General features: G+C 69.0%; 23 protein-coding genes. 10 read left to right on the forward strand and 13 right to left on the reverse strand.

Translation table 11 applies throughout. The features are described 5' to 3' along the window. The first annotated feature begins 27 nt into the window (after positions 1–27). The 3 genes from D7Y15_RS09680 to D7Y15_RS09690 are packed head-to-tail and all read left to right on the forward strand — an operon-like array spanning position 28 to position 1,290. Positions 28–687: a hypothetical protein gene (locus tag D7Y15_RS09680; protein ID WP_121752368.1), complete on the forward strand. Its 660-nt coding sequence runs from the start codon at positions 28–30 to the stop codon at positions 685–687. A gap of 4 nt (positions 688–691) precedes the next feature. After that, positions 692–928: a hypothetical protein gene (locus D7Y15_RS09685; protein WP_121778537.1), complete on the forward strand. Its 237-nt coding sequence runs from the start codon at positions 692–694 to the stop codon at positions 926–928. Next, complete coding sequence (locus tag D7Y15_RS09690) at positions 925–1,290, forward strand: hypothetical protein (protein ID WP_120566647.1); 366 nt, start codon at positions 925–927, stop codon at positions 1,288–1,290. The genes D7Y15_RS09685 and D7Y15_RS09690 overlap by 4 nt, the downstream gene beginning before the upstream one ends. A 62-nt stretch (positions 1,291–1,352) precedes the next feature. Here D7Y15_RS09690 and D7Y15_RS09695 read toward each other — a convergent pair whose 3' ends face one another. From D7Y15_RS09695 to D7Y15_RS09715, 5 genes are all read right to left on the reverse strand, one after another. Next, entirely contained in the window at positions 1,353–2,567 is a 1,215-nt protein-coding gene (locus tag D7Y15_RS09695) for a glycoside hydrolase family 19 protein (protein ID WP_121752393.1), read from the reverse strand. 128 nt (positions 2,568–2,695) lie between these two features. Next, positions 2,696–3,457 (reverse strand): type 1 glutamine amidotransferase domain-containing protein, encoded by a 762-nt coding sequence (locus D7Y15_RS09700; RefSeq protein ID WP_121752369.1) that lies wholly within the window; start codon positions 3,455–3,457, stop codon positions 2,696–2,698. 39 nt (positions 3,458–3,496) lie between these two features. After that, positions 3,497–4,204 carry a response regulator transcription factor gene (locus tag D7Y15_RS09705; RefSeq protein ID WP_121752370.1) on the reverse strand — a complete coding sequence of 236 codons (708 nt, stop codon included), beginning with the start codon at positions 4,202–4,204 and terminating at the stop codon, positions 3,497–3,499. Next, a complete protein-coding gene (locus D7Y15_RS09710) occupies positions 4,201–6,033 on the reverse strand; it encodes a HAMP domain-containing sensor histidine kinase (RefSeq protein ID WP_121752371.1) in 1,833 nt (610 codons plus the stop codon). The genes D7Y15_RS09705 and D7Y15_RS09710 overlap by 4 nt, the downstream gene beginning before the upstream one ends. 11 nt (positions 6,034–6,044) lie before the next feature. After that, on the reverse strand, positions 6,045–8,201 hold the full coding sequence (locus D7Y15_RS09715) for a von Willebrand factor type A domain-containing protein (protein WP_233604875.1): 2,157 nt from the start codon (positions 8,199–8,201) through the stop codon (positions 6,045–6,047). 185 nt (positions 8,202–8,386) lie between these two features. Here D7Y15_RS09715 and D7Y15_RS09720 point away from each other — a divergent pair, with 185 nt between their 5' ends. From D7Y15_RS09720 to D7Y15_RS09730, 3 genes are read left to right on the forward strand one after another with little or no spacing between them, the layout of a single operon-like run. Beyond that, positions 8,387–10,003: an NADP-dependent glyceraldehyde-3-phosphate dehydrogenase gene (locus tag D7Y15_RS09720; protein WP_121752372.1), complete on the forward strand. Its 1,617-nt coding sequence runs from the start codon at positions 8,387–8,389 to the stop codon at positions 10,001–10,003. A 39-nt stretch (positions 10,004–10,042) separates the two neighbouring features. Further along, positions 10,043–10,543: a 6-carboxytetrahydropterin synthase gene (locus D7Y15_RS09725; protein ID WP_120576760.1), complete on the forward strand. Its 501-nt coding sequence runs from the start codon at positions 10,043–10,045 to the stop codon at positions 10,541–10,543. Next, entirely contained in the window at positions 10,536–11,237 is a 702-nt protein-coding gene (locus D7Y15_RS09730) for an SDR family NAD(P)-dependent oxidoreductase (protein ID WP_121752373.1), read from the forward strand. The genes D7Y15_RS09725 and D7Y15_RS09730 overlap by 8 nt, the downstream gene beginning before the upstream one ends. 9 nt (positions 11,238–11,246) lie before the next feature. Here the strand turns inward: D7Y15_RS09730 and queD are convergent, their stop codons facing one another. The 6 genes from queD to D7Y15_RS09760 form a co-directional block, all read right to left on the reverse strand. Next, positions 11,247–11,645, reverse strand: a complete 399-nt coding sequence (gene queD / locus D7Y15_RS09735; protein ID WP_120576762.1) for a 6-carboxytetrahydropterin synthase QueD — start codon at positions 11,643–11,645, stop codon at positions 11,247–11,249. Positions 11,646–11,706: 61 nt separating this feature from the next. Beyond that, positions 11,707–12,111 (reverse strand): SRPBCC domain-containing protein, encoded by a 405-nt coding sequence (locus tag D7Y15_RS09740; RefSeq protein WP_120576763.1) that lies wholly within the window; start codon positions 12,109–12,111, stop codon positions 11,707–11,709. Further along, positions 12,108–12,425, reverse strand: a complete 318-nt coding sequence (locus tag D7Y15_RS09745; protein ID WP_120566657.1) for a helix-turn-helix transcriptional regulator — start codon at positions 12,423–12,425, stop codon at positions 12,108–12,110. The genes D7Y15_RS09740 and D7Y15_RS09745 overlap by 4 nt, the downstream gene beginning before the upstream one ends. A 77-nt stretch (positions 12,426–12,502) precedes the next feature. Continuing rightward, complete coding sequence (locus D7Y15_RS09750) at positions 12,503–13,045, reverse strand: hypothetical protein (protein WP_148712732.1); 543 nt, start codon at positions 13,043–13,045, stop codon at positions 12,503–12,505. A 165-nt stretch (positions 13,046–13,210) separates the two neighbouring features. After that, positions 13,211–14,212, reverse strand: a complete 1,002-nt coding sequence (locus D7Y15_RS09755; RefSeq protein WP_121752375.1) for a PHB depolymerase family esterase — start codon at positions 14,210–14,212, stop codon at positions 13,211–13,213. 16 nt (positions 14,213–14,228) lie between these two features. Then, on the reverse strand, positions 14,229–15,044 hold the full coding sequence (locus tag D7Y15_RS09760; RefSeq protein WP_121752376.1) for an alpha/beta fold hydrolase: 816 nt from the start codon (positions 15,042–15,044) through the stop codon (positions 14,229–14,231). A 96-nt stretch (positions 15,045–15,140) separates the two neighbouring features. On the opposite strand from D7Y15_RS09760, the gene D7Y15_RS09765 reads away from it, so the two are divergent. The 3 genes from D7Y15_RS09765 (at position 15,141) to D7Y15_RS09775 (ending at position 18,979) form a co-directional block, all read left to right on the forward strand. Beyond that, entirely contained in the window at positions 15,141–15,785 is a 645-nt protein-coding gene (locus tag D7Y15_RS09765; protein WP_121752377.1) for a TetR/AcrR family transcriptional regulator, read from the forward strand. An 84-nt stretch (positions 15,786–15,869) separates the two neighbouring features. After that, complete coding sequence (locus D7Y15_RS09770; protein ID WP_233604873.1) at positions 15,870–16,736, forward strand: DUF3142 domain-containing protein; 867 nt, start codon at positions 15,870–15,872, stop codon at positions 16,734–16,736. Then, the gene (locus tag D7Y15_RS09775) at positions 16,733–18,979 is read left to right on the forward strand and encodes a hypothetical protein (RefSeq protein WP_121752378.1); all 2,247 of its coding nucleotides are present in this window, start codon (positions 16,733–16,735) and stop codon (positions 18,977–18,979) included. The genes D7Y15_RS09770 and D7Y15_RS09775 overlap by 4 nt, the downstream gene beginning before the upstream one ends. A 13-nt stretch (positions 18,980–18,992) precedes the next feature. Here the strand turns inward: D7Y15_RS09775 and D7Y15_RS09780 are convergent, their stop codons facing one another. Beyond that, positions 18,993–20,240, reverse strand: a complete 1,248-nt coding sequence (locus D7Y15_RS09780; RefSeq protein WP_121752379.1) for a hypothetical protein — start codon at positions 20,238–20,240, stop codon at positions 18,993–18,995. A 25-nt stretch (positions 20,241–20,265) separates the two neighbouring features. Continuing rightward, complete coding sequence (locus tag D7Y15_RS09785) at positions 20,266–20,643, reverse strand: hypothetical protein (RefSeq protein WP_120576770.1); 378 nt, start codon at positions 20,641–20,643, stop codon at positions 20,266–20,268. 78 nt (positions 20,644–20,721) lie between these two features. On the opposite strand from D7Y15_RS09785, the gene D7Y15_RS09790 reads away from it, so the two are divergent. Next, positions 20,722–21,309, forward strand: a complete 588-nt coding sequence (locus tag D7Y15_RS09790; protein ID WP_233604874.1) for an aldo/keto reductase — start codon at positions 20,722–20,724, stop codon at positions 21,307–21,309. The last annotated feature ends 28 nt before the right edge of the window (positions 21,310–21,337 follow it).

The following is a 21,337-nucleotide window of genomic DNA, read 5'->3' on the forward strand; positions in this document are numbered from 1 at the left end:
GTGGGAATAATCCCATGAGGGGGAAACATGGCTGGCTTCTTCGACGAAGAGGACGAGGCTCCGCAGTCCAACACCGCGCGGGTGGAAGAGGTGCGGCTGCGTCCGCGCGGGCCCACCCCGCCCCAGGAGGAGTTTCCGCATCCGGGCCGGAAGCCCGGAGCGGGGTTCTTCTCCGACGCTCCCGAGCCGCTCCGGCGTCCCGGAGGCCAGGCGGATTTGCAGATGCCGGCCGTCATGCCGGATGACGAGGGGGGCTTCTTCGGGGGAGGCCGCTCCCAGACGGAAGACCCCTTCAGCATGCCCTCCTCGGGGGAGGAGCCCGCGGAGGACCCGGTCATGGCCGGCATCGAGGCCGCGGGGAATGGCCGTTCCGCGAGCCAGCAGCAGCGGGACAAGACCTACGACGCCATCGGCAAGGTCGCGGGGGCCGTGGGCCTGGTCTCCGGCGTGGCGGACCTCGTGTATCCGGGCAGCGGCTCGGTCGTGCGGGGCGTGGGGAAGGCCATTGGCGGCGCTGCCGTGGTGGGACGGGGGCTGGGGGCCGTCATGGACGACGCCTATGACCGGATCGATTCGAACCGTCACGAGCAGACGCAGGCGGACATCGCGCGGATGAAGGACCAGGCGGCGCGGGACAAGATCAACAAGAACACGCCTCGCGGCCACAACAAGATCACCGAGGACTGAGTCCATGCCCCTGCGCGCACACCCTGTGCAGAAGGAGTCGAAGACCCTCCTCTGCATCAACTGCCCGAACACCCTGCTGACCGTCCCCCCCAGCCGCTACACCTTGCAGCCGGACGACAGCTTCGCGACGCCGCAGGTCCTTTCATTGTTCGCCGCGGTCTGTGACACGTGTGGATACACAGAGCTCTACAAGGAAGGCCCGCTGTTCCAGGGCGGCAGGTCCGAGGAGGGGGAGTCATGAAGACGAAGGTCCTGCTGGCCCCGAAGGAAGACATCCAGCTGCAGTCCCTGGTGGCGACGCGGAGGCCCGATGACACGTTCTTCGGCACCTACCTGGCGACGATGACCAGCAAGCGCGTCTTCGCCGAGGACGCCAACGGCACGCTGCTCTTCAACTTCTACTTGAAGGACATTGCCCGCGCGGAGGTGCGTGAGAGCTTCTGGAAGGGCGACGGCATCCGGCTGCTCCTCCAGGATGGCAACGACTTCGTCTTCAAGCTGATGAAGGACGGCATCTACGAGGACGCGGACGCCGCGCGGCGGTGGGTGAACACCATCAACCAGGTGTTGCTCATCTGGCGCAACCAGGCGCCCGCCCGCTAGGGGCGTGTCTGACGGATGCAGGTGGCGCTCGCCAGAGGCGCTGAGCGCCACCCGCACCGGGCCTAGCACTCCAGATTGTTGCCGGGGCTCACGCCCAGCAGGCTGCAGAAGTGCTTGTACGTGTCCACGCGGCTCTTCACCTGGCCGGGGTTGCGGCCGTAGCACTCCACCGACCCGTTGATGGTGCGGATGGTCTCACCGAAGCCCGCGCCGTTGACGATGGCGTTGTGGGCCGTCATGGAGCCCGCGCCGTTCTGCGTGGTCCAGAACCAGAAGCCCGTGCGCCACGCGGCGTTCGCGTCCTGGGCCAGCAGGTCCGGGTTCGCCTGGAGCGGCAGGCCCAGCGCGTTGCCCGCCGCGCAGTAGTTGCCGTTCCACGACAGCTGCATGGGTCCGCGTCCGAAGTACCGCTTGCCCGGGGCGCAGCTGCACCCCGGAGGGCCCCACGACGTGTCGCAGTAGTCGCCCTTGTTGATCTCCTCGATGTACACGAGCCCGCCCGTCTCGTGTGACACGTTGGCCAGGAAGGCGGCCACCTCGCGCTTGCGCGTGTCGGTGTCACCCGTCGTCGCCAGGCCCGGGAAGCCATTCGCGGCGGCGATGAGCGCGTCGTACGTGTAGAAGCCGTTGCGGCCGGGGAACATGGTGTTGAACATGTCGCGGGTGAGGATGCCCCCGAAGCCCGAGCCGCCGCCCCCACCGCCGCCGGAGACCTTGTCGAACGTCCAGCGCTGGTTGTCGCGGTCCGCGTAGAACGGGTACTGGACGATGAGGGTGCCGTTGTCAGGCAGGCCATACGACAGGTCCATGGCCATGCCGGTGTGGCGCGGGTGGAAGCTGAACTGCACGCCGCCCCGGTTGATGAACTGGAACTGCTGGTTGGCGCCGTCGACGTAGGTCCACTGGTGGAGGACCGCGTTCTCCGCGGTGCTCACCCCCACGATGTCCAGGGCCTTGCCGCTGTTGACGTTGATGATCTTCCAGAACCCGCCCGACGTGGGCGAGATGTGGAACTTCTGCGCGTTGGTGCCGTTGCAGTCCCACTGCTGCACCTTCGCGCCGTCCGCCGTGCTGGACGACGCCACGTCGATGCACTTGTTCGTCCGCACCGAGCGGATGACGTAGTCGCCCTCCGTGATGGTCGACACCACGGCGGCGCTCTCCACCTGGCCCACGGCTTCTTGCGCGGTGTCTCCGGCCTCCGGGCCCGAACAGCCCGCCAGCGCGCCCACGACTCCCAGCAAAGACAGACCGCGGATCATTCCCTTGTGGCTCATGACGTCTCCCATGGGTACCGCCAGCAGATGGAGGAACTCCTGGGAGGTGTATTTGTACATCCCAGGTAGACTTTGTTTTCTGAAAGAACAAAGTCTCCTGGCTTCATGCCATCAGGCTAGATATCCAGTCAATCCGGGGAATCCGAAAGGCGCTTCAGGAAGCGCTCCGTGAAGAGGTACGCGTCCCCCGGCCAGCGCGCGGACACGTAGCGCCCGTCCTCCACCACGAAGGCGGGCGCGTGGTCCGTCGCGGTGCCGCGCTTGGACAGGACGCGGGGGCCTCGCTCGAAGTGGCTCGGGTCCGCGAGCGCGGCGACGACCTCCTCCTCCACGTACGCGGGATAGGTGCGGTAGTAGCGCCCCAGCTTCCACGCGGTCAGCAGGTACGCGGAGCGCTCCATGTACTTCGGCAGGCACGTGGTGCGCGTGCCGTGGAGCACGCTCTTGCCGGTGGCGGGGTCCTTCGTGCGCGCCAGCACCAGCACGCCGTGGCAGATGGCCGCCACGGGCCGCTGGAGCGCCCAGAACGCCGCCACCTTCGCCTGGAGCGCGCCGCTGCCCAGGTACTGCCGCATGCCCGGCGCATGGCCTCCAGGCAGCAGGAGCGCGTCGAAATCCGACGGCGTCACCGCGTCCCAGGTCAGAGGCTTCTGGAAGGCCTGCGTGAGCGTGAGGTCGCCATAGAAGCGCTTGGGCTCCGGATCCGCGCCCAGCTGTCCGAAGAGCACGCCGGTGAGCAGCAGCGGATCCGCGGCGGGCATGTGGCCCTTCTCCGTGGCGAACACCACTTCGTGGCCCGCGTCGGTGAGCAGGCGCCAGGGGACGGCCACCTCGGTGACGTCGAAATCATGATCGGGCAGCGGGACGAGGACGCGGCGAGCAGAGGCCATGCGGCCAGTCTTTCCCGCGGTCCCGGGGCTGACAAGCGGTCAGGAGCCTCGCTCGATTTCCATCCGGTAGCCCACGCCGCGCACGGTCTGGATGGAGAAGCGTGAGGCGCTGGTCCACTTGAGCTTGCGCTTCAGGCTGGAGACGAAGTTGTCCACGGTGTGTGGATCCACCACCACGTCCGTGCCCCAGACCGCGTCCAGGATTTCGTCGCGCTTGAGCGCCCGCTCGCGCTCCTTCAGGAAGAAGGCCAGCAGGTCGAACTCCTTGCGCGTCAGTTCCACCTCCGCGCCTTCGGGGGAATCCACGCGCCGCCGGTCCAGGTCCACGCTGTAGCCCGCGAAGCGCAGGACCTTCGCCGGGGCGACACCGCCACCGCGCTTCAGGTGGGCGCCCACACGTGCGAGCAATTCGCGCAGCCGGTAGGGCTTGCCCAGGTAGTCCTGTGCGCCGGACTCGAAGCCGCGCACCACGTCCTCCTCCAGCGTGCGCGCGGTGAGCATCAGCACCGGTACGCTCAGGCCTTCTTCTCGCAGCGCGCGGCAGAGCGAGTAGCCGTCTCCATCCGGCAGCATCACGTCCAGGAGGATGAGCTGGAAGTCGCGGCGGGACAGGTGCTCGCGCGCCTCCTTCACCGTGGAGGCCTCCTCCACGGCGTAGCCTCCCTGGTGCTCCAGGTTGTCGCGCAGCGCGAGCCGTAGGTTCGGGTCGTCCTCCACGACGAGGACGGTGGGGGCGGCGGTGGTCATGCGTTGCTCCGGTACTCGGGAAGCGTCAGTTCGAAGGTGGTGCCTTCGGTGCTGGAGGCCGCCACGCGCAGCGTGCCTCCGTGCAGCCGGGCAATCTTCCGGCACAGCGCGAGCCCCAACCCGCTGCCGGGGACCTCGCGGCCGTCGCGGCCGGACAGCCGGTAGAACTCGCCGAAGACGTGCTCCCACTCGGACGTCGGGATGCCGGTGCCGTTGTCCGTGAAGTGCACGCGACCTCCGGACAGCGTCTGGACATGCAGGCACACGGGGCTTCGCGTGTTGTACGCGCATGCGTTGCGCGCCAGGTTCGCAAGCAGCAGCCGCAGCAACTGCGCGTCCGCGTTCAGTTCACGCGCGTCCACGTCCGCGGTCAGCTCCACCGGCATCGGCGCGCCGGACTCCAGGTCCCGGCGCAGGTTGGAGACCAGCTCGTCCAACCGCACCGGCGCGAGCTTCGGCACCCAGCGCCCCTTGTCGATGCGATTGAAGGACAGGAGGTTCTCCACCAGGAAGCCCAGCCCGTCCGCCTCGCGGATGATGCGCGCGGGGTAGTCCTTCGCGTCCGCGCCCTCCGCCACCCGCCACTCCAGCGTCTCCGCGAGCAGGCGGATGGAGGCCAGCGGCGTGCGCAGTTCGTGCGACACCGTGGCCACGAAGTCGCTCTTCAGCTCCAGGAAGCGGTACTTGCGCTGCTGCGCCACGAAGGCCAGCACCGCGATGGTGAGCGCCAGCGCCGCGCACAGGACCAGCATCAGCGTCTTGATCCGGTAGCGGCTCTCCAGCGCCTCTTCGCCCCGTGTCCACTCGGACGACTCCACCGCCACCGGCAGCGACGCCAGCGTCAGTACTGGCGCATCCCCCGGCAGGGCCACGTGTCCGTCCGCCTTCAGCAGGCCGCGCTCCCGCATCTCGCGGGTGAGCCCCGCCAGGAGCCCTGACAGGTCCAGCGCCAGCCCGCGTACGTCGGCCCCCTGGAGCGGTTCCAGGTACCAGCCGGACCGCGCCAGCACCGGCTCCCGCACTTCCTCCGGCAGGGGAAGCGGCGTCGACGCCATCTCGCGCGTCCTCGCTTCGAAGTCCGTCACCGGCACGCCCACGCGCATGGAGAGCGCCACCACCTTCCCACGCAGGAAGTCGAAGTCCTCCGGCGTGAAGCGCGAGCGCTTGAGCAACAGCAGCCGCTGCAACCCCTCCAGCCGCCCACCGCCCTGTCCATCCACGAGCCCGTCGCGCACCAGGGCCCGCATCAGGTCCGGCACCACGTCGCCCCGCGCCGCCACGTCCTCCAGCACCACCAGCATCGAGGGCAGGTCCCTCGTGGACGCGAGCACGAAGCGGGCGCGGTGCTGGAGCAGCGCCATCAGCGACAGCAGCGTGGCCCGCCGGTCCTTCGCCTTCAGCGACTGCTCCACCAGCGCCATCCGCTCCAGCCGTTCCTTCCAGGGCCCCTCGTCCTCGTCCGCGACCTCCGTGCCGGCGCGCAGCCGCGCGTAGCGGTCCTTCGCGGGTGAGTCCCCCGCCGTATCGAAGAGAGCCAGCCGCGGCAGCACCTGCTCCCCCTGTTCCCGCAGGTACAGCCCCGGCGTGGCCACGAGCGGATCCTCCTTCGCCGCGGCGAGCGTGGAACGCGAGGCATCCAGTCCCTCTCGCAGCGCCTGCCCCAACGACGCGCGGGCGTACTGCTCCAGGGCCTCGCGCCGGGAACGGAGCGAGGCCCGAGCATCCTCGCGTTCGGCGGCGAAGATGCGGTGGAGATAGCCCAGGCCGACCGCGAGCCCGGCGAGGCCGAGCACGAGTGCGACGAGGGTGGGCAGCAGCCTGCGCGGCATCCGGACAGTCCCTACTTGATGGTGGGGACGCGGTCGGCGTCCATGGTGCGCACCGGCGCGAAGGACTCGAAGCGGTCCTCGCGGCGGTCCAGCTTCTTCGCCAGCCGGATGAGGTTGCCCAGCTCCACCACGTCAGTGCGGGACTTCAGCGGCGTGCCCAATTCCTCCCACAGTGACACCAGCGCGTCGTAGGTGAGCGGGCGCGCCCAGTAGGAGCCGCGCAGCTTCTCCGCGAAGGCGGCGGCCACGTAGGACAGGCGGGTGGGGGACGCGGCCTTCTCATAGGCGGGGCGCAGGAGCGTCATGGGCATGGCCTTCTCGATGAGGCGCGAGCTGCCGCCCTCCGGGGCCTTGTAGCGGATGCGCAGCGTGCCGAAGTTCGTCTGCGACGGGTCGCGCAGCTTCACTTCATAGAGAGCGGTGACGGCGTGGCCCGCGCCCACCTCGCCCGCGTCCACGCGGTCGTCGTTGAACTGCTGCTTGGTGAGCAGCCGGTTCTCGTAGCCGATGAGGCGGTAGCGGGACACCGTCTTGCGGTCGAACTCCACCTGGAGCTTCACGTCCTTGGCCACCACCTGGAGCGTGCCGGTGAGGTTCTGCACGAAGATGCGGCGGGCCTCCTCCAGCTTGTCCACGTAGGAGTAGTTGCCCTCACCCACCTGGGCCAGCCGCTCCATCAGCACGTCGTTGTAGTTGCCCATGCCGAAGCCCACGGTGGACAGGGTGATGCCCGCCGCCGCCTTCTCCTTCACGAGCGCCCAGATGCCATCCGCCTCGGTGACGCCGTTGTTCGCCACGCCGTCCGAGCAGAGGATGACGCGGTTGATGCCGCCCTTGAGCATGTGGCTCGCGGCCAGCGTGTAGCCCAGCTCCATGCCCGCCTGAGCGTTGGTGGACCCCTCCGACTGGACATTGTCGATGGCGCTCAGGATGAGCGCCTTCTGCGTGGCATTGGTAGGGGCGAGCACCTGATGGGCGGTGTCGCCGTAGACGACGATGGACACCTGATCCCGCTCATCCAGCGCGTCCACCAAGAGGCGCAGCGAGCGCTTCACCAGGCCCAGCCGGTTCTCCATGGCCATGGAGCCGGACACGTCGATGACGAAGACCAGGTGTGACGGCTTGCGCTGCGCGTTGCTCACGTCGCGCGCCTTCACTCCGATGTGCACCACCTGGTAGCCCTTGCGCGCGGGGGAGGGGAAGCCCTCCACGTTCACGCTGAAGGGCGCGTCCGCAGCGTTGGCATAGTCGTAGTCGAAGGTGTTGACGAACTCCTCCACGCGCACGGCCTGCTCGTCGGGAAGCGCGCCGCGCTCCAGGTAGGCGCGCGTCAGTGTGTACGACGCCGTGTCCGTATCCACGGAGAAGGTGGAGAAGCGCTCCTCCTCGGTGTCCACGGTGGGGTTCACGCCGTAGCCCTTGAAGTACATGTCGAAGAAGCGCTGACCCTGCGGGGCCTCGGTGCGCTCCGGCGCGGGCTGCGGCGTCGGGTCCGCCGAGGCCTGGGGCGCGCGGTACACCGTCTGCGGAGTGCCGTCCGGGACGACGATGTGCATGTGTGGCAGGGCCCAGGACGGGGCACGCGCGCGGTCGTTGGTGCTGTTTGGGTCGCCGTCGCCCGACGGGGTGTTCGTGCTCAGACCGTCCACCACGTAGCCATTGCCAGGCTTGGGCTCCGCCAGGGATTCGAAGCTGCGCGTCGCGCCGCCCTTGCCCACCGGGCGCACCACCGCGATGCGCTTGATGAACTCCGGGTCCACGTACACGCCCTGGTTCGTGGATCCCACGTCGATGGTCGGGGGCGCGCCGACGATGGTCGGGGGCGCGCCGACGATGGTTTCCGTCGACGACCAGCTCTCCGGGAGCAGCTCCACGTTCAGTCGGATGGTGCGGTTGGGCTTCAGCTGGATTTCAGGGCGGGCGAAAGGCTTGAACGACTCTTTTTCGAACCTCAGGGTGTACGTACCCGCGGGGAGCCGGGGGATGCGGTAGTTCCCCTGGGCGTCCGTGACGACCACCTGCTCACGCTGCAGGCTCGGTGAGGTCGCGGAGACCACCACGTCCATCACGGGCTTCTTGGTGGTGTCGTCAAGCACCGTGCCGATGATGGTGCTCGTAGCGGGGGCGCCCGCATCCAGCTGGGCCCGCGTGGCCACGGGGAGCATCATCAAGAGCAGGGGCAGGGCACTTCTCAGGAGGGACTTCAGCATGGACCACCTCTCGCGCATCAGGGTGGAGCCATCATCCAGATGCGCCCCGCATCGAACCGCATGGGGGGCTCGTCTCCTCATCATGGTTTCATCATGAAGGGAAACCGTGCCGGGGGCGCGGTGTCTGATTAGAAAGGCCGTCCATGACGGCACTCGACACCCTCTTTCCCACCGAAGAGCAGATTCCCCCCGGCGTGCGGCTGCCTGCCTATCTGGAGCAGCGCGAGTACCTGGTGGGAGGCGAGCTGCGCACCTGGGCCGGTGAGCTCAACCCGGTGGCGAGCCCCGTGTTCGTCCGGACCCCGGACGGGCTGAAGCAGAAGGTCATTGGCGCGACCCCGCTGCTCACCTCGCGTGAGTCCCTGGACGCGCTGGCGGCGGCGGTGAAGGCCTACGACTCCGGCCGGGGCGTCTGGCCCTCCCTCAAGGTCGCCGAGCGCATCGAGCACGTGGAGCGCTTCCTCACCGCCATGCGCGCCCAGCGCACCGCCGTGGTGAACCTGCTGATGTGGGAGATTGGCAAGACGCAGCCGGACTCGGAGAAGGAGTTCGACCGCACGGTGGATCTCATCGTGGAGACCATCCGCGCGCTGAAGGAGTTGGATCGCACCTCGTCCCGCTTCGTCCAGGACCAGGGCATCATGGCGCAGATCCGCCGCGCGCCCATGGGCGTGGCCCTGTGCATGGGGCCGTACAACTACCCCCTCAACGAGACCTTCAGCACGCTCTTCCCTGCGCTCCTGATGGGCAACACCGTGGTGTTCAAGCCGGCGAAGTTCGGCGTGCTGCTGGTGCGGCCCCTCTTGGAGGCGTTCCGGGACTGCTTCCCGCCCGGCGTCATCAACATCATTTATGGCCGGGGCCGGGAGACCGTGGGCGCGCTGATGGAGAGCGGGCAGGTGGACCTGTTCGCCTTCATTGGCACCAACAAGGGCGCCAGCGAACTGAAGCGCATGCACCCCCGGCCGCACCGCCTCAAGTCCGTGCTGGGCCTGGACGCGAAGAACCCGGCCACCATCCTGGAGGACGCGGACCTGGATAACGCGGTGAAGGAGTGCATCACCGGCACGCTGTCCTTCAATGGCCAGCGGTGCACGGCGCTCAAGCTGCTGGTGGTGCACCGGAACATCGTGGACGCGTTCCTCGCGAAGTTCACCGCCGCCGTGGACAAGCTCAAGCCCGGCATGCCCTGGGACCCGGGCGTCGCCGTCTCGCCGCTGCCGGAGCCGGGCAAGGCGACATACCTCCAGGGGCTGGTGGACGACGCGGTGTCGAAGGGCGCGCGCGTGGTCAACCAGACGGGCGGGCAGGGGGCCCGGTCGTTCTATTCACCCACGGTGGTGTACCCGGTCACGCGCGACATGCGGCTCGCCACGGAGGAGCAGTTCGGTCCGGTGGTGCCGGTGATGGTCTTCGACGAGGACGCGGAGGCCGTGCGGCTGGTGGTGGAGTCGCAGTTCGGTCAGCAGCTGAGCCTGTTCGGGAAGGACTCCGCGCGCGTCGGGCGGTTCATCGACGCGTTCTCCAACCAGGTGGGCCGCATCAACCTCAACTGCCAGTGCCAGCGCGGGCCGGACACGTTCCCGTTCAACGGCCGCAAGGACTCCGCGGAAGGGACGCTGTCCGTGGCGGACGCGCTGCGGGTGTTCTCCATCCGCACGCTGGTGGCGACAAAGACGACGCCGGACAACACCGCGCTCGTCCAATCCATCCTGACGCGCAGAGAGTCGGATTTCCTCACCACGGACTTCCTCTTCTAGTCCGGCCTTGGCCCTGGGTGGTATGCCCTGGGCCATCCCATGGCTCCGCGCACCACGACCCTCGAACTGCACAAGGAAGAGATGAAGTTCTCTGCGGGGCACTTCACCATCTTCTCCGCCACGCACCGCGAGAACCTGCATGGGCACAACTTCTCCGTCTACGTCGCGCTGACGGGGGAGGTGGCCGACGATGGCCTGCTGTCGGACTACGGCCCGCTCAAGCAGGCCATCATCAACCGCTGCAAGTCCTGGAACGAGACGTTCTTCCTCCCCAGCCGCTCCAAGCACCTGCGGCTGGAGCGGGACGAAAAGGGCAACCACGTGGCGCACTTCAACGGCGAGGAGCTGCGCTTCCTCGCGCGCGACGTCACGGTGCTCCCGGTGGCCAACGTGTCGCTGGAGGAGCTGGCGCGCGTCTTCGGCGAGGAACTGGTGGGCGACGGCAGCGGCATGGCTCGCGACCACATCACCGGGCTGGTGGTGAAGTGCGCTTCGGGCCCTGGCCAGTGGGCCTCCTGGGAGTGGAAACGCGATGTCTGATCAGGTCCTCATCACCGGCGCCAGCCGGGGCATTGGCCGTGCGGCGGCGGAGCGGTTTCGCAAGGAGGGCTGGCGCGTCATCAACGTGTCGCGAAGCCCCTGCACCGTGCTGGGCGTCGTCAACGTGCCGGTGGACCTGGCCGTACCGGGCTGGGAGCCCGCGGTCGAAGCGGCGCTGCGCGACGGCGCCGGGCAGGGGCGCTTGTCCGTCATCCACAACGCCGCCCTCTACGAGCACGACGACGCGCTGACCATGGACGCGGACCACCTGCGCCGCGTGCTGGAGGTCAACGTGGTGGCCCCTCTGGTGCTCAACCGCCTGGCGCGGCCGCTGCTCACGGACGGCTCGTCCCTGCTCTACGTGTCATCCACGCTGGGGGAGAAGGCCGTGAAGGGCGTGGCGTCCTACGTGACGACCAAGCATGCGCTCATCGGGATGATGCGGGCCACCTGCCAGGACCTGGCGGGGACCCAGGTCCACACCGCCTGCGTCTGCCCCGGCTTCACGGACACGGAGATGCTCCGCGAGCACATGGGAACGGACCCCGCGGTCCGGGCGAGCGTGGCGGGGATGACGACGTTCGGGCGGCTCATCACGCCGGAGGAGATCGCCGGCGTGCTCTACCTCTGCGCCACCACCCCGGTCCTGAATGGCGCGGTCATCCACGCCAACCTGGGCCAGATAGAGCGCTGAAGCCGGCTTTCAGCCTTCCGCGGCGTAGACGGTGCACGAGGACGTGCAGGTCTCCGCCACGCGGATGCGCGCGACGGTGGTGCCGGGCACGTTCACGCGCTCGAAGAGCCACGCGGCCAGCAGCTCGCTCGTAGGGTTCTCCAGGCCGGGGACGTCATTGAGCAGCCGGTGGTCCAGCTGGGCGTGGAGCGGCTGCCAGGCGGCGTTCAGCTCCGCGAAGTCCACGATCCACCCGAACTGCGGATGCACGGGGCCGCGGAGGGTGATTTCGATGCGGTAGCTGTGGCCGTGCACCCGCGAGCACTTATGCCCTTCCGGAACGTTGGGCAGGCGGTGCGCGGCCTCGAAGGTGAACTCCTTCGAGATTTCGGTGACGAGGGTGGGCTTCTTCACGGGTACGGCCTCCATTCGGCGGCCTTGTATCCGCGTTCCCCCCGTGCGTCCACGCCTCGTCTCAGGGGGCGGGCACTCAGGCGCCGAGCGCGGTGCCCAGCCGTGCGAGCACCCCCGGCCAGCCCGGCTTCATCCCTTCGAAGGCCCGGCGGCCCATGGGCGAGTCCAGGTTGAAGCCTTCGTGGACGAGCGTGAGCCGCGTCCCCGTTCCCTCCGGCGCGAGCCGCCAGGTGAGGGTCGTGTCGAGCGTCCCCGTGGCGAAGCGGTACTGGAGCAGCCGCTCCGGCTCCACCGCGAGCACCTCGCAGGGCTGCTGACCCCAGGCGCCCATGTCGAGCGTGAAGCGGTGGCCCACGACGGGGCGCACGTCGCCCGCGGCCCACCACTTCGCGTGGAGCGCCGGGTCCGTCAAAGCCTTCCACACGGCGGAGGGCGGATGGGCATACACGTGGTCCAGTTGGATGACGGCGGGGGGATTCATTTGCGTGACTCCTCGTCGAGCACGTCCTCGAGCGCGGCGAGCCGCTGCTTCCAGTAGTGCGTGAAGGCCTTGAGCCAGTCGTCCACCTCCGACAGCGGACGCGGATCCAGGTGGTAGTAGCGCTCACGGCCGCGCGGCTCCTCGCGGACGAGACGCGCCTTGCGCAGGACCTGGAGATGTTCGGAGACGGCGGGCCGGCCCAGGTTGAAGCCGCTCGCCAGGTCGTTCACCGCGCGAGGCCCCTTGCGCAGCTGCAGCAGGATTTCCCGGCGCACCGGATTGGAGAGCGCCGAAAAGACATCCGGTTCGGACATGGCCCGGATTGATACGTCGGGAATATCCGACGCGTCAAGGGACGCCCGTGGCGGGAGAGGAGGCGGAGTGGGAGCGGTTACCTCCGGGCGACGCGCGGCTGCGCGATGGGCGCGCGCTGCTCCCGGCGGACGGGGAGCCGGAGGAGCTGGGCGTAGCGCGCGAGCCGGTCCTCGAAGCGCCGGGCATCGCGGCCCCAGTGCACGACGACGTTCCGCTCGGGGTCCTTCCGGTGCGTCAGCGCGATGCCGTACTCGTCCTGCGCGCCAATCCAGTCCGGGTGGTGGCGCCGCTCGCAGTCGAGGCCCGCGTAGTGATCCAGGGGCTCGTTCCATGTGAAGGCGCTCAGGGCCCCTCCACCGCGCAGCGACACCTCCGAGGCCGTCACCAACACCTCCAAGCGGGTCGTCACGCACCGCACGATGAGCGTCCCGGTCACGAACAGGCCCAGGACGCCCACCAGCGGCAGCATCCATTGCTCGCGCAGCAGGGCCAGGGACAGGCCCTGGTCCAGTGCGTAGGCGACGGGGAGCACGACCAGCAGCACCAGCCCGAGCAGCGGCCACACGACCTGGCCGAGCAGCGGACGCGTGCGGAAGCGCAGGGGGAGGTCGCCCCCCATGTCCATCTTCTGTGGAACCGGTGAAAGCACTTCGAAGAAGGACATGGGGCCGGCGTCTCGGGCGTACGGGCGATGGATGCCTTTGACCCAAGCTCAACATGTCGGCTGATGGGCTGTCCACGTCTTCCCGGGTAGTCCGGGAGCCGCCGGACGGACCGCGCCCCTTCAGCGGGAGTGCTGTTTGAAGAAGTCCCACATGATGGTGGTTCCGTCGGGACCCGCCGGGTCCGCGAACGGGAAGGCGCCGTCACCGCCGGGCCATGCGTGACCCATGCCCTGGATTTCGATGTGCTGCACCAGGAGCACGCCGTTGGAGACGTAATCCCTCACGGTGTACTTGCGGCCTCCCGGTGAAACAGCGGACGTCGTCCGGGCCGGGGTGTTGGACACGCTGTTGTTGTTGGAGCCGTCGTCGCCGTAGTCGTTCGTCTGGACGAACTGGCGTGCGGTCTGCTGGCCGTTGACGGAATTGACGACGTCGTCGGACGTGCCGTGCACCACGAGCACCGGCACCTTCCGGCGCGGCTTGCCCGAGCACGCCCACGCGTCATAGCCCCGGTCATCCGGCGAATAGATGCTGCCGAACGTCATGGCATAGAGGCTGCCGGACGCCGTGGTGGCCGCCTTGTACATGGCGCCCGCGCCCACCATGCCCGCGGTGAACACATCCGAGTAGCAGGCCATCAGGATGCTGGTCATCACCGCGCCCGCGGAGACGCCGCCCAGGTAGACGCGGCGCGAGTCCACCGCGTAGTGGCTCTTCACCTGGTCCACCATGCCGACGATGATCGACGGCTCGCCAATGCCTCGCTCCTGGTTGGAGGAGAACATGAAGTTCCAGCATTGGGTGCCGTTCGCGAACATCGCCTGGTTGGGATAGAGCACCAGGAACTTCTCCGCGTCCGCCTTCGCGTTCAGCCGCGACAGGCCCGCGAACTGGTCCGGGTTCTGAAGACAGCCATGCAGCCCCACGACGAGCGGGAGCGGCTCACCGGGCTGGTAGCCGGTGGGGACCCAGAGCTGGTAGCTCCGGGTGCCCCAGACGTTCGAATAGACGCCGTGGACCCACTCTCCCGCGCGGGCCTGGGTGGTTCCCAACACGGCGAACAGCGCGCACACCGCCACCGCCATGCGAGACATGGCCTGGACCTTCCGAGTCACCGACATGTGTCTGCCTCCTGCTTCAGCCAGGACGCGTCATGCGCCCGGGTGACTCGACTTCCCGGAGGAACCGCTCCACCGCGTCAGCGACCTGTCCGGGTTGATCCACGGGCGCGGCATGCCCGGAATCCGTCAGCACTTGGAGCCACGCGTCCTTGAGCTGGCCCACGTAGGCCTGCTTCGTGGACAGCGGCGTGTAGTCCCGTTCGGAGTGCAGCACGAGCACGGGACAGGCGATGTCCTTCAGCCGGTCCTGGACGCTCCACCCGACGAGCCCCTTCGTCGCGCGCAGGTACACGTCCGGCGCGTTGGCGCCCAGGGATTCGATGGCCCGTTGGCGCAGGGCCTCCTGCTCCGGCTTTGGGAACAGCCTGGGGGCCACGCGCTTCGCCAGCCCGCGGGGACCCAGCAGGCGCAACACCAGCAGTCGCGCCGCGAACTCCATCTTCCGGCGGAACGTGCGCGCGACCATGTCCGGCCCGCTGTTGACCACGGTCAGGCTGCGCACCAGGTCCGGCCGGTCCACCGCCAGCTGGAAGCCCATCATCCCGCCCATGGACAGGCCGACGACGTGCACCTGCTTCAGCCCCAGCCCGTCACACAGCGCGGCGATGTCCCGCGCGAAGAGGGCCACGCCATACGCGCCCGCCGGCTTGTCGCTCTGACCGTGGCCTCGGGCGTCCGGCACCAGCACGCGGTGATGCGCGGACAGCCGGGGCGCCACCGCTTCCCAGTCGCTGCCGGACGAACCCAGCCCGTGGAGGAGCAGGATGGGCGCTCCCTCGCCGGACTCCTGGAGGTGCAGGGTGACGCCGTCGGGAAGGGAGAACGTGGGCATCGTCGGGTGAACGACCGTTCAGAGAGGGGTTGGACTACGCTTCCAGGGTCGGTGGAACCGTAGCTGAACGACCGTTCGTTTTTCAAGGTGGCCCCCATGGCGTCTTCCTCCCCGTCCCGTCTTCGTGCGCGCAAGGCGGTGCTTCCGGCCTCGGCGCTGGCTGACGGCACGCGTCGCCGCATCCTGGAGACGGCGCTCCAGCTCTTCGCGAGCCGGGGCTTCCATGACGCGTCCATCCGGGACCTGGCCAAGGAGCTGGAGCTGCGGCCCAGCGCGCTCTACGCGCACTTCCCCTCCAAGGAGCACGTGCTCGCGGAGCTGGTGCGGCTGGGGCACGAGGCGCACCACGAGGGCTTGCGCACGGCGCTGCTCGGCGCGGGGGCGAAGCCGGTGGAGCAGCTCCGGGCCCTGGTCCGGGCGCACACGCAGCTGCACGCGACCCATCCGCAGCTGGCCGTGGTGGTGAACGACGAAATCCATGCGCTGCCGCCGGAGCTGGCGGCGCCGTCCCTGGCGCTGCGGGAGCAGTCGTCCGCGCTGCTGATGGCGGTCATCGAGCGGGGGCGCGCGCAGGGCGTGTTCTCCGTGCCGAACGCGGGCGTCGTCGCCGCGGCCATCTCCGCCATGGGGTTGCGGCTGCCCTACTGGTTCGAACCCACGCCCGCGCTCGACGTGGACACGCTGGCGGACCTGCACGCGGAGCTGGCGCTGCGGATGCTGGGGGTCAAGGCGGGGAAGTGAGGCGGGCGGTGGGCGCGGCACCCGCTGCGTCGGAGTTCGCGCCACGACCGGGACGACCTGAGCCGTAGGCGCAAGCGCGCGTGGATGACCGGGTGGCGCGTGGGTTGCTATGTGTCGCAGTGCCGGCCGGGCAGGGTGCCCGGCCGTGGCTTCCTGGCCGCGATGCTCCCCGAACAGTCTCATTCGCACGCGGCACCCGGCCCACGGCGCGGCCTGCGGGCCACTGCTGTCCTCACGCTGCTGTGCCTGCCGCTTTCCGTGGCCACGCCGCCGCCAGTGTCGTCGCCGCCTCGGCTCGTCCTCTGGGCGTGGGAGCGGCCGGAGGACCTGGGCTTCCTGGAAGGCCGCGCGGTGGATGTCGCCTTCCTGCTCGCGACGATTGATCTCACCGAAGAGGACGAGCACCTGGTGCCTCGCAGGCAGCCGCTCCGGGTTCCTCTTGGTACCGCGTTGAAGGCCACCGTGCGGTTGCAGATGCTTCCGGGGAGCTCGCTCGCGCGCTTCGGTCCGGAGCGCCTGGAGTCGCTGGCCGGGAGCCTGGATGCGCTCGCGCGACGCCGCCCTGACGTGACGGCGCTGCAACTCGACTTCGATGCCCGCGCTTCGGAATACGACGCCTACGTCGACCTGCTCCAGCGGCTGCGCGCGCGCCTGCCTCCGGGGATGCCGCTGTCCATCACGGGGCTCGCGTCGTGGTGTGTGTCTGGCAGCTGGATTGCCCGCGCGCCCGTGGACGAAGTGGTGCCGCAGCTCTTCCGCATGGGCCCGGACGGGCCGGTCTGGCGTGCTCGTTTCGCGCGCGGCCTGCCTCTTCCGTGCTCGGGAAGCATGGGGCTGGCCATGGACGAGTGGCAGCCCGTGCCTCCCGGCGTTTCGACCCTCTATCTCTTCAACCCCCGGCCGTGGACGCCCGATGCGTTCGCTCGCGCCGTGGCGGAGACCCGACCATGAAGAACGCAAGAACAGTCCTGGGGCTCGTGGGCCTCGCGGTGCTGCTTCCTCCCGTCATCGCCGATGCCTGCGGACCCGACTTCGGGCCCGCGCCCCGCTTCTCCGTCGTGGACAATCCTGACCGGCCCTTCAGCAACTACGCCGCCGGACGCCTGGGCATCCTCCGCCGTACGTTCGACCCGCCGTACCTCGCCTTCGCCTTTCGCTCGATGATGGGCATCCCCACCACGGCGGATGAGCAGAAGCACCTGGTGGTGGGTTGGACGGACGCGGAGGGCCGCTATGGGCCCGACCCGAGCTGGGCCCGTGATCAATGGACCGCCGTCCGGCAGGAGGTCGTGCCCGCCAAGGACCTGCCGCAGGTGGACGCCAACCAGTTGGTGTACGCCTCCAACGACGCCTATATCCACGGTGATGCCTTCCTGCACGCCGCGGTCACGGCCCGCGCGCTCGCGAAGGAATGGAAGCAGCGTCCGGCCCTGCTGAAGGAGTGGGTGGGCAACCAGGACAACGTCTTCAGCAAGGGTTGCACCCTGGCCGACCCGGCGCCGGGCATCGAGGAGTCGCTGACGCCCCGGGAGAAGACGCGCAGACAGGCCGAGCGCGACTACCAGGCCGCGGCCATGCACCTGTACTGCGGGAAGTTCGACGCGGCGGCGGAGGCCTTCCAGAACATCGCCAGCACCGCGGACTCGCCCTACCGGGTCCTCGCCGCGTACCTCGTGGCCCGCACCCGCGTTCGCGAGGCGCTGTTCCTACAGCCGGACGACTACTACGAGGTGCGCAAGGTGGACGAGGCATCGCTCGCGCGCTTCACCAAGGCGGAGGAGGCCATCCAGAAGGTGCTCGCGGATCCGAAGCTGCGCGAGGTGCACGGGCCCGCGCGGCGCCTGCTGTCCCTCGTGCGGTTGCGCCTGTCGCCGGCCACCTGGCGGTGCGAGCTGTTCTCGCGGGTGCTGGAGAAGGGGACGGGCTCTGGACTGGAGTCGGAGCTGGCCGGCCTTTCTCTAGGGGCCGACGCGGAGGGCAACGCCGTCACCTGCCCAGGGCTGAAGCCTCGCGCGGCGGAGCTCTTCGAGTGGCTCCGGTTCATGTCCACCCCCATCACCGAGGAGCCCGGTGCTCCGGAGGCGCCGTGGCCCGCGAAGGCTTACGGCACCGCCGTGGCCCGTTGGAAGAAGTCCGGGAATCAGCCCTGGCTCGTGCTCGCGCTGCTGTCGGCCCGCGCGGACTCGCCGGAGGTGTCCACGCTGCTCGCGGACGCGGGGAAGGTGCCGGTGGAGTCTCCCGCGGGCATGACGCTCGCGTGGCGCTCCGTGCAGCTGCTGCGGGAGCGGGGACAGCTGGCGGAGGCCCGGGCGCGGTTGGACGCCATTCCCCCGGAGCAGGTGCGCGACCAGCTCTCCACGGACAACGCCTTGCGAGAGGAGCGGCTGCACCTGGCGAACGGCTGGGACGAGGCCCTGCGCAACGCGGCCCAGTTCCTGGTGGAGGAGTCCGTCCTGGCCCCCCAGCAGGACGGCAGCGCACCCATGGGACTCAGCGCCGCGCGGGCCACCTTCCTGGAGTCCCACGTCCCCACGCGCCGGTTGCGCGAGTGGGCCGCGCTTCCGTCGTTGACCCCCGAGCTGCGCCGGCAGCTGTCGTGGGCCGTGTTCGCCCGCGCCGCGGTGGTGGGGGATGACGCCATGCTCAAGGCCCAGGCGACCACGCTCGCTGAGACGGAGCCCAAGGCCCGCGCGGAGCTGCTGGCCATCGTGGCGCGGCCCACGGCGGAGGAGCGCCAGTTCGACGCGCGGCTGTTGATCATGGGACTGCCGGTCGTCTCCGCGAGGTTGGAGCCCGCCAGGGACCGGCTGGCCAACGCCTCCCCGAAGCTGGACCTCACCGAGGACCTGAGCTGGTACCGCAACGGCTGGTGCGTGCCGGGGCCGAAGAACCTGGAGGATCCGCTGAAGACGCCGCTCCCGTTCGCGAGCCAAGAGGAGCGGACGGACGCCGCCGCGGAGTGGAAGGCCCTCAACGAGGCGGGCTCCTCCGTGGCCTTCTTCTCCGGCGTGGCGCTGGATTGGGCGAAGGCGCACCCGGAGGATCCGCGCTCGCCCATCGCGCTGTTCCGCGCGGTCCGCTCCAGCAAGCGGGGCTGCGGCCAGAACACCCCGGAGGCGAAGAAGGCCTTCGCGTACCTCCACAAGCAATACGGCAAGACGGAGTGGGCGCGCAAAACGCCCTACGTGTACTGACGCGAACGGAGCCCTACTGCTTGGGCTTCACGATGCGGAAGATCTTCCGGCGGAAGATCTTGTCCCGCGCCTCGTCGGTCAGGCGCGTGGACTTCACCTGCAGGTAGATGGACGGATGGTCCGAGTAGTACTTGCCCTCGGACTTCAGGTGCCGGGAGCCGCTGGCGCCCATCAGGCCGAACATGCCGGGACCGGACAGCTCCAGGTGCTCCGTGTCCGCCTGGTAGTAGCCCATGTAGTGGGCGTTGCCGGCGGAGTTCGAATACTGCTGCTGGAAGAGCGGGATGGCCTCGCTGCTCTTGTGGGCCAGCATGTACGTGGGCTGCGTCTCCGGCCGGCCGTCGAAGAAGACGCCCCGGCTGCCCTGGGCCGTCTCCTGGAGGTCCATGTTGAAGTCCCCCACCATCACCTGGATGCCCTCGGTCTTGCAGAAGGCCTGCAAGGCATTGCGCTCCACCTGCCGCTCATGCGGGTTGGAGCCGGTCAGCGACGCGCGCAGGTGCACCCCGGCCACCGTCACCGAGTAGCCATACCGGTTCCCGAGCGTCACCTTGAGGATGTACTCGTCCTTGGACTTCAGCTTCGTCTGGATGGACGCCGTCTTCCGCGTGAGCGTGGTGGCCTCCAGGTAGAAGCCGTCTTCCTTCACGTTGTCCAACTGTCCGTCGATGTCCTCGCGCAGGTAGAGGGCAATCTCGTTGACGTGCTTGATTCCCTTCACCGTCGCGTCGTCAATCAGGTGCTTGCGCACGTAGGACATGCCCAGGCCCGGGACGTCGATGCGGTCCGGGAAGGGCGAACCCGTGGGGTTCTCCGACAGGAAGATGAAGACGGGGTAGTGCTTGTAGCCGCGCAGGTTCCGCTCGATGCGGCTCTTGCGCCGGTCGCTCCACTGGGACGTGTCCGCCGCCTGGGGGCCGTTGCTCGCCAACCATGACTGGAGGTTGTCGTCATAGTCGGCGTCGCGGACGTGCATGTTGCGGATGAGGTCGCACTCCTGCTCCACGATGTCCGCGAGCTTCGCTGCGATGTCCGGCCCCTGCAGGAACGCGCTGGAGGCCATGCTGGGGACGAGCGGGTTCGCGAGGTTCGCCCCGTCCACCCGCGCCCCCGTGTCATCCAGCGTCGCGCTCAGCCCCTTCACGCCCTTGGCGGTGTTGGCCTTGTAGAACTTCTTCGCCGCGTCGAAGGGGATGAACAGGATGGAGATGCGGGGGAGGGTCGCGGTGTCGATGCCCTCGTCGAATTCGCGCTTCGGCATGGAGTCCCCCGGCAGTGCGAGAGGGCTACTTCCAGGAGCAGCCCTTGATCTTCTTGCAGAACGCTTCGTTGGTGGCCTTCTCGCACGCGATGGCCACGCCGCCGCACATATTGGACCCGAACATGTAGGCACATCCAGGCTGGCTGCTGCAGTACATCTGGGAGAAGACGCCACAGAAGTTCGCCTTGCCCGTGCAGCGGCCGGCGCCCTCGGACGCGGTGGTGTCCTTCTCCGGCGTGGCGGCCGTGCCCGCGTCCTTGTCTTCGACTCCGGCGTCCGCCTTCGCGGAAGTGGAGGGCTTGGGCTTCTTCGCCGTGTTCGCCGCGTGGGCGGGAGCGCCCAGCAGGGCCGCCGCCATCGTGAGCGCCATGAAGAGACCGACACGCTGTCCGTGCTGCGCCATGTTCCTGTCCTTTCGGTGTGGGACCGGCCCGACTTCCGCCATAACAGTCCACGAGAAGGGGACTCAGCGACGCGCAGCATGCCCGCCTGCCCGAGCGGGAGTCGAGCGGCCAGGCTCATTTCAGCGGCGGGGGAGCAGCTCCCGCGCCAGCTCATCGAGCGCGAGCACATCCCCGCGGCGCTGGCGCTGGGCGCGTCCATCACGCCCTGGAGCCCGCTGGCGTCGGGACTCCTGTCCGGCAAGTACACCCGCGAGGGCACACATGCGAAGGGCGAGGGACGGCTGCCATCCATCCAGGGCGGGGGCAACCCGGGCTTCGAGAAGCTCTTCGCCGAGCGCAACTGGGCCATCGTGGACGTGCTGCGCGAGGTGGCGACGGAGCTGGACCGCTCGCCCGCGCAGGTGGCGCTCGCGTGGGTGACGCGCCGGCCCGGCGTGGCGTTCACCATCATCGGCGCGACGCGGATGGAGCAGCTGGAGGCGAACCTGCGTGCGCTCGACGTGCGGATCCCCGACGCGCTCGCCGCGAAGCTGGAGGCCGTCAGCCGCCCGGAGCTCGTCCACCCGTACCACTTCTTCGAGGACGCCTTCTTCGCCGGAGGCATGTTCACGGGCGGCACGACGGTCCGCTCCGAGCCCACGTGGTTCCGGCCGGTGGCCCGGTAGGGATTCCCGCTACGGCGGGGCCCTGCGG

The sequence above is a fragment of the Corallococcus sp. AB030 genome (assembly GCF_003668965.1).
Taxonomy (GTDB): Bacteria; Myxococcota; Myxococcia; order Myxococcales; family Myxococcaceae; genus Corallococcus; species Corallococcus exiguus.